This is a genomic window from Deltaproteobacteria bacterium, from assembly GCA_023382265.1.
In the GTDB taxonomy this organism is placed as follows: Bacteria; JAMCPX01; JAMCPX01; order JAMCPX01; family JAMCPX01; genus JAMCPX01.
Genome location: JAMCPX010000071.1, coordinates 1 through 8014, shown reverse-complemented (window position 1 = coordinate 8014; position 8014 = coordinate 1). Strand labels below are relative to the sequence as shown.

Genomic DNA, 8014 nt, shown 5'->3' with positions numbered 1-8014 from the left:
ATAATCAATACTATTTTTGTTACCTCAAGGTAAGCAAACCGGATTTTTTCTTTGTCGTTCACAGCCCATAATGAAGAGAACACGGGGAGAGTAACAGAAACAATAGATGCCATCACCTGGTTTATTACATTGTTAATTTTGGATGCAATCGCAAAAAAGGCAACGAGCTTAACAGTCAGAACGGCACTTATTATTATATAACCTATACTCGAATTTATCTGGCCTAATATACTGTTAAGAAATGCAACAACACTATACTTGTAAGCAAATTTGAGTGTTTTGAATTTAAACAAAGACAATTTAATACTTACAAATTTTAATCTTATTACAGCGATATAATAACCAATGATCAAAGTTATTACCGATAGAACAAGGGTAAGCATAAATAATGATAGCAACCCAAACCCTTTGTTTAATAAGAGAACAACACTCCCTGCATAAATCAAAGTTCTTATGATACCGAGTAAGTTGGTAAGATCGTATCTTTGCCGAGCAGAAAGGATATTGATGAAAAAACTCATAAGAAATACAACAGCAGTCGTGATACCTCCGATAATAACAGCATCGAATGCAACCCTGCTGTATTCAGCTGGAATATGGAAGATAAACCTTACAAAGGGGGCTAAAAGCAGTGACAGTATAATTGATACGATACCGATGATAAGGTAGGTGAAAAAAATGGTTGAACCATAGATATTGATGGATTTTTGTTCTCCTTTGGCAGTAAACTCGGATATATATTTTACGACAGATATACCAAACCCAAGGTCAAGCAAACCAAAATAACCAAAAACAGACTGAAACAATGCCCATAACCCATAAGAGGTATTTCCTATCCTGTGGATGATGAATGGCGTTAATAATATGCCTACCAGTGCGGATGTAAATACACCAGTGTAATTACTGAATATATTTTTAATTAATGTCTTGGAAAGAGACATAGTTGAAAACTATTGTTAAACCGATGAATTGTAAAGAGAATTGATTGAGTGTTCTTTGAGTCATTCTTAAATATTTAATTATTACATTCATAATAAGTATTGTATATGCGAGCTTGACATCTGTATTAATTTACGACGATACTATTATGAAATAAACATATTAATAATTTGGCACAAAGATATTCTATGATATTCCATAACGGGTAATATTTAAAAAGATTCATTGCAAAGGTGATTTAAATTTGGCTAACGTAATCCTTATTGATCCTCGGGGCTGGCAAGGTGCAGTTAACGGGAATGTTCCTTTCCCAAACGTAGGACTCGCTTATCTTATTTCTACGCTTCATAAAAATGGACATGATGTGTTCGTTATCGATTTAAATAATGAGAGTTTAACTAATAGGCAAGTTCTACAGATTATTGAAGGATATAAACCTGATATTATTGGTTTGTCCGTTAAAACTTCAACGATGAAAGATGCTCGAAGCCTCTCAAAACAGATTAAAGATTCATTTCCCAAAATTCATGTAATACTTGGCGGTCCACACACGAAATTTGAATACGAAAGACTCATAACGGAACCTTGGTTTGATATTGTCTTTGTCGGTGAAGGAGAATACTTGTTGCCCTTGATTTGCGTTGCTCTTTCAGAAGGTAGTCCTGTTGAAAATATTCAGGGAGTAGTCACCAAACACAATCTTAAAAAGGATTTTTGTTTAGACCGTTCATTGATTACCGGCATGGAACTGGATAATCTTCCGTTTCCTGAATATGAGCTTTTCCCTGAAAATGTAAGAGAATCTCTTTATACGGCATATCCGTTGGTAACCAGTCGAGGCTGTGTTTATAACTGTTCATATTGCAGTGTTCCTGAAATAAGCGGCAAAGGTTTCCGAAAGCGTTCTCCGGAAAATATTATTGAAGAATTAAAGTGGGCTCAACATAAATATAGAATCACAGGATTCTGGATAATTGACGATGTGTTCAATCTCGATATAAAACGAAGTAAACAGATATGCCATGCTCTTATCGAGGCAGATTTAAACATGGTATGGTCGTGTCCCAACGGTTTACGGGCAGATCGTGTAGATCCTGAGCTGGCCGGGCTTATGTTCGAATCTGGCTGCCGGAGTGTCAGTGTAGGAGTAGAAAGTGCGGATCCTGATATTCTTAAAACAGTTAAAAAGGGGGAAACTATAGAGGATATTGAAAAAGGCATTAAAACCTTCAAAAAATCTGGTATTGACGTAAATGGATTTTTCATTGTAGGACTGCCAGGAGATTCTTTTCAGGCAGAAAGGCGATCTGTAGAATTTGTCAAAAAATTGGGAATAAATGCACTTTTTAATATGCTTGTACCCTATCCTGGAACAGAGCTTTGGGACTGGGCAAAGATAAACGCCAAATTCCTCGGTGATCCTGAAGACGGCCTTCATTTTTCTAATGCCAGTAATAAGGTGAAATCGATCATTGAAACAGTTGATTTTTCCGCATCGGACAGACAAGAGTCCTATGAGATGGTAAACACAAAACTGAGGCGCTTCGATGTGCTTGTCCCGGGGAATATTCCTAGATGGAAGTATATGTATCAGGTAGTCACGTTGCTTTGGAAATATGATAGGAGTGAGATGTTGTCTTTTTTCTTTAAAAAAATTCTTAAAAAAATCCAACCTCCCTTAAAAAGTTCTAAAAGTTGACGGATCACATGAAAATTCTAGTAATTTCTAATGTGTATCCTCCGAACTTCATTGGTGGCTATGAACTGGGATGTCAGGAAGTTGTAGAAGCCCTCAAGGCGAGGGGGTATGAAGTCAAAGTGCTCACAAGCACGTATGGACTCAATACACCCGAGAATGATGATACAGTATACCGTTGGTTGGAAACAGACATTGCATGGAAAAATATCAGGTCTTATCAATACCTTTTAAAGGTGGTAAAAAAGGAAATAATCAACCAAAAAGCCTTCAAAAAAATTGTGAAACTCTACAAACCAGACTTAGTATATATGTGGAACTTGTCGCATATCTCAATATCTTTAGCTTTTTCAGCAAAAAAAAAGAAATTACCTGTTTCTTACTTTGTCTTTGATGATTGGCTATCTCTATGGGATAAGGATACGTGGTATTCTTTATGGAATCAGAAAATATTATGTTTTGGATGGGCATTCGGCAAAAGTGTACTAAATTCTTTTTTTGCTGTTTTACATTTGCCACAGTTTTTAGGTTCCATTGACTTGAGCCATGTACAATTTGCCAGCCATTATTTAAAACAGTTGACAATAAAAGCCGGTAAGCCTGTAAGAGGAGGGGAAGTAATTCATTGGGGTATTGATATGAATAAATATACCTTTAAGAAAGATTATAACAATAACCCAACACGGCTATTATATGTAGGACAGATAATTCCTCACAAGGGCGTCCTGACAGCAATTGAAGCACTTAAATTAATAGTGCAAAAATATAATACAATTACACTGACAATCGTTGGCGGCTCTGTAATTAAAGGTTATGAAGAACAAGTACATAATTTTGTACATTCTTTAGGCTTAGGAAACAATATTCATTTTACCGGATTGATCTCGCATGAAAATATGCCTCGCATATACAATGAACACGATATACTTATTTTTCCGTCACTTTGGGATGAACCTTTTGGCATTACTCTTCTTGAGGCAATGGCGTCCGGACTGGTGGTAGTAGGCACAGCAACAGGTGGCAGTGGGGAAATTCTTCAGCATGAGATCAATGCTCTGATTTTCCCGAAGGGAGATGCAAACGCATGTGCGGCAGAACTATTGCGGTTGATTGAGGACCCGGACCTTTTTGACAGGCTTAAACAAAATGCAGGTAATATTGTTAAAGAAAAATTTTGTTTCGAACACACGATAAATAGAATCGAAGCTTCACTACATGATTCTCTAAGATAGTCAAAATAGCATTCCCAGATATTATGACTCAAGAATATATTTTAATCCCAGCGTAGTCCTTATAGAGAAGGTGCGAAGCAAAACCTCGTTTATGCTAATAGTACAGTAGAGTTCCTTATGCTTGCCTGTAAGTGTCTATAAGGATTTTATAGCTTTTAAAGAGCTTTTTTAGAAAAGACGACAACCTATCCATTCTCCATTTTCATGAACAAATGAAGTTCACCCATCTTATGCTGGATTGGAAATAAATATAAAGAAAGATGCATCCTCTTCTTGCTACAAAATATGATTGAAACGTGTCCTTGACAAAATTATGGCGAATTACTTATAAATGTGTGTAACTATACGAAAATCATGTCTTAATTTTGTCTATAAAATAAGGAGGCTATATGAAAAAAGCTTACACCTTTGTATGTATAAAATCCTTAGCTTTACTATTTATCTTTGGCCTTATTATACCTGCCGACAAATACACAAGTGCAGGAATGTCAGCTCCGCCAGCTCCCCTGTTTTTTATCACTTCCGTTTCCGGAAATACCAAAAAGGGCAGGCCGCCGGTACCGCCAGCTTATCTTACAATAACCCCGGGTTATAAAAAGGTGATTCTCGTCTGGGGTATGCCCATTAATGTAAAAATTTACAAAGAAGAATATTTCAGAGATATCAATAAAAAAATTAAACATACTGCTAAAAAGACTAAAACAGCTTCTCACTCTTTACTGAAAGAGCACTATTACACACACTATAATATTTATATTACAAAAACTCCCGGTGGTACTTATAGCAAGGTCGGTTTCACAACAACTACAAGCTATTCAATAACAGGTTTAACCAACGGAACAGTTTATTGTTTCGAAGTAACAGAAGAAAACAGCGCTGGTGAAAGTGCACGCTCAAAACAAGCATGCTCCACACCGCAGGATATTTATATGACTGAAAAAGCCCCATTGGGTATAGCATTCCATAGGATAGCAATTGATAAATTGGGCAATGTTTGGATGACCGATCATGCGAACAACTCAGTTTTTAAACTAGGCCCTGATGGTACTATGAAAGGTATGTATACTGTCGGGAAAAATCCCCAGGCTTTAGCAATAGATTCAATCGGAAATGTGTGGGTAGCAAACCACGATGATGGAACGGTCACTAAATTAAACCCTGCAGGTATAACGGTCGGCTCATATCATGCAGGCGAATTGTTAAAAGATATAGCTATTGACGCGCATAATAATGCATGGATAGTGAGTGCTAATCATATAGTTAAATTAAGCCCTGATGGCAGATTACTCGGGAGATATATTGTAGGTATAAGTCCGGGAAATATCGCAATAGATTCATCCGGTCATCTATGGGTATCGCTTTATCAGGAGAAAGCTGTCGTTGAAGTAAAACCAACGGGAATTATTACTGCTCTGTATAAAGTTAAAGTTACTCCTTTGATAATGGCAATCGGACCTTCTGACACCATTTGGGTGGGAAGCACGCGCAGCAGGAAAATTGTTCAATTAAAGCAATCGCAAATAATCACCCGGCAAGGCAGTTTTCCAGCTCTATCGTATTATGATACGTATAGAGGTTATTACCCGGCAGGCATGGCAATTGATGCACTGGGTAATGTATGGATATCAAACAGGGGTAGCAGACAGGTAGTTGAATTGGATAAGAGCGGTAATTTAATCGGTGCTTACAATATGCCGTTGGGTCTTGAGACAGGCCGAATAGCAATTGACCCATCCGGCAACGTATTTATAACACATCCCAATGATAACAATTTTACGGAAATAGTCGGTGTAGCAAAAGGGCCCCAATATCATCCGTATAAAATATCCCCGGTTAAAATAAGTTTTAAAGTTTCACCTAATCCTGTGCCAACAGGGAGCAGTGCAGAAGTATTCGCAGGCATTGCATCTTATGAAGGGGCACTATTTACGTATACATGGACGACATCAACAGAAGGGTGGGTTGTTACCGGGAACGGGCAAACTGCGACGATTACCGCCCCATGCCAATACCCTTCAACCGGTGCTATTTCTGTTACCGTGAGCGATAATTATGGTGATACAGCCTCAAGTTCGTTATCCGTTTCTACTTCATTGGTAACGCATATCTATCAAGTAGGCAATGTTCCTAATGGGATAGCTTTAGATGCATCAGGTAACATATGGGTTGTAAATTCACATGATAATACAGTGTCCAAATTAGATTCCTCCGGGTCAATAATAGGTACGTATCCGGTGGGCGGAGCGACCCCTGCGGATATCGCTATAGACAGATCCGGTAATCTTTGGATTACAAACATTTATAGCGCTACTGTAACTAAGATGAGCCCTTCTGGTTCAATCATAGCGACTTATCCGGCAGGTACATATCCCGCGGGTATAGCAATAGATTCGTCCGGTAATATGTGGATAGCAAATTCTTGGAGTAATTACATAACCAGGCTAAACTCTTCTGGCTCAATTCTTGGTACTTTTTATTCAGGTAAATATCCTGCAGGTATGGCGGTGGATGCATCCGGCAATCTGTGGATTGCAAATTACCAGGGTAACAGTGTGACAGAATTGTCTCCTTCAGGCTCAATCATCGCTACTGTTGCAATAAGTGACAGCCCTTCAGGCATAGCTATCGATAGCTATGGCAATATTTGGGTCCCGAATAACACTTCAGTAATCAAACTAAGTCCATCTGGCTCGATACAAGGCACTTTCCCTATAGGAGCCGGGCTGCATAATGTTGCAATAGATAGCTCTAATAATCTGTGGATAATCAATGTAAATGACAACTCGCTGACCGAATTAAGTCCTGATGGTGAGATAATGAACAAATATCAAGTAGGTACACAACCTTACGCTCCCATCATTGATGCAAAAGGCAATGTTTGGACAGTAAATTACGGCGGCAACAACATTACGGAGCTCGTTTGTGTGGCAAAGGGACCGCAATATTTCCCGTTCTCAGGACCACAGTTTCCCGGTGGCCAAAATTATTAACGAAAATTGTAACAAGATAAAAGACAATTTACAGCTTGTCCTGTTTTAGGATTTAAACTGCGCCTTTATCGCCTGCTTGAAGTTTGCAAACCAATAGGAGAGGAAGGGGTCGCTGGTTTTTATCAATCCCAATTTATAGGCAGCATACCTGAGCAAAAGCCCCTTGATATTCAGTATGCGGATGACCGCCGATCGGAGCTTGCCGAGGTAGGTGTTACAGAACGAGTAGTAGTTTTTGTACATAAGCTCGTAGCGCTTCGCAGCGCCGGAAGAGCCGCTCTTGTTGAAGTGGTGCATAACCTGCGACGAAGGTGTATAAATGATCCTGTATCCTGCCTTCTTTATTCTGTAGCACCACTCCATGTCCTCTCCGAACATGAAGTAATCCGTGTTCAAACCGCCTGCTTTGAGATAAACATCCTTTCTCAAGATCAGGCACGCACCCATTACCCAATCCACCTCGGATTGTTTGGTATAATCGAAGTACCTGCCGGTAAGTATTTTTCCCCTTAAACCGGAGGGAAGCAGCAGTCCCAATCCGGTGTTTGATAAGAACGCATACGCAATGCCCGGGAACCTGCCCACAGAAACCTGCGTGCTGGTATCACTGTTCAAAAGCTTACACCCGGCTAGTCCATAATCGTTGTTGCTCCTTACGAGAGATACGGCATGCTTAAGGCTATCGTCTATGAGCTCCGCATCGCTGTTGATGAGCACGAACACGTCGCCCTTTGCAATGCGCATTGCCTGATTATTTGCACGCGCGAAACCGATATTCTCTGTATTGGCGACAAGCTTGGCAGTGGAGAATTCCCGGCTGACCATATCCGCACTGCCGTCCGATGATGCGTTATCGACGACGATGATCTCTTCTCCTCCAAAGAATTTTTCAAGGGAGTTCAAGAGGTTTCGCAGCAAATCCTTTGTATTGTAGTTAACAATAATAAACGAAATCATGGCCATCCTGTTTTACTATGACATCCATGAGTGAATAGTAAGCATATTTCCCGTCTTACATCTATAAAATTAAACTGAAGGGCGATAACTGACTTGCAGGGCGGCTCCACTGTTTTTGGTATGGTAATAAAAAGAGGGGAGATTTCATTATTTTGCTTTGTAGAGTCTTTTGATGTCGGGCGGGGAACAACTCAGGGATT

5 protein-coding genes are annotated in these 8014 nt (G+C 39.4%); 3 read left to right on the top strand and 2 right to left on the bottom strand.

Annotation, left to right across the window (positions count from 1 at the left end; genetic code table 11):
• A partial coding sequence (locus tag M1381_11940) for an oligosaccharide flippase family protein (protein MCL4479781.1) occupies positions 1-941 on the bottom strand: 941 nt, incomplete at its 3' end.
• Positions 942-1183: 242 nt separating this feature from the next.
• On the opposite strand from M1381_11940, the gene M1381_11935 reads away from it, so the two are divergent.
• From M1381_11935 to M1381_11925, 3 genes are all read left to right on the top strand, one after another.
• Positions 1184-2638: a B12-binding domain-containing radical SAM protein gene (locus M1381_11935; protein ID MCL4479780.1), complete on the top strand. Its 1455-nt coding sequence runs from the start codon at positions 1184-1186 to the stop codon at positions 2636-2638.
• Between the two features lie 8 nt (positions 2639-2646).
• Positions 2647-3867, top strand: a complete 1221-nt coding sequence (locus tag M1381_11930) for a glycosyltransferase family 4 protein (protein ID MCL4479779.1) — start codon at positions 2647-2649, stop codon at positions 3865-3867.
• A 389-nt stretch (positions 3868-4256) separates the two neighbouring features.
• Positions 4257-6857 carry a hypothetical protein gene (locus tag M1381_11925; protein MCL4479778.1) on the top strand — a complete coding sequence of 867 codons (2601 nt, stop codon included), beginning with the start codon at positions 4257-4259 and terminating at the stop codon, positions 6855-6857.
• A gap of 45 nt (positions 6858-6902) precedes the next feature.
• On the opposite strand, the gene M1381_11920 is transcribed toward M1381_11925, so the two are convergent.
• Positions 6903-7820 carry a glycosyltransferase family 2 protein gene (locus M1381_11920; protein MCL4479777.1) on the bottom strand — a complete coding sequence of 306 codons (918 nt, stop codon included), beginning with the start codon at positions 7818-7820 and terminating at the stop codon, positions 6903-6905.
• Between the last annotated feature and the right edge of the window lie 194 nt (positions 7821-8014).

Bases quoted from the DNA above. Each gene is read 5' to 3' on its own strand.
- M1381_11920 (MCL4479777.1), bottom strand. From the start codon at position 7,820: ATGGCCATGATTTCGTTTATTATTGTTAACTACAATACAAAGGATTTG.
- M1381_11925 (MCL4479778.1), top strand. From the start codon at position 4,257: ATGAAAAAAGCTTACACCTTTGTATGTATAAAATCCTTAGCTTTACTA.
- M1381_11930 (MCL4479779.1), top strand. From the start codon at position 2,647: ATGAAAATTCTAGTAATTTCTAATGTGTATCCTCCGAACTTCATTGGT.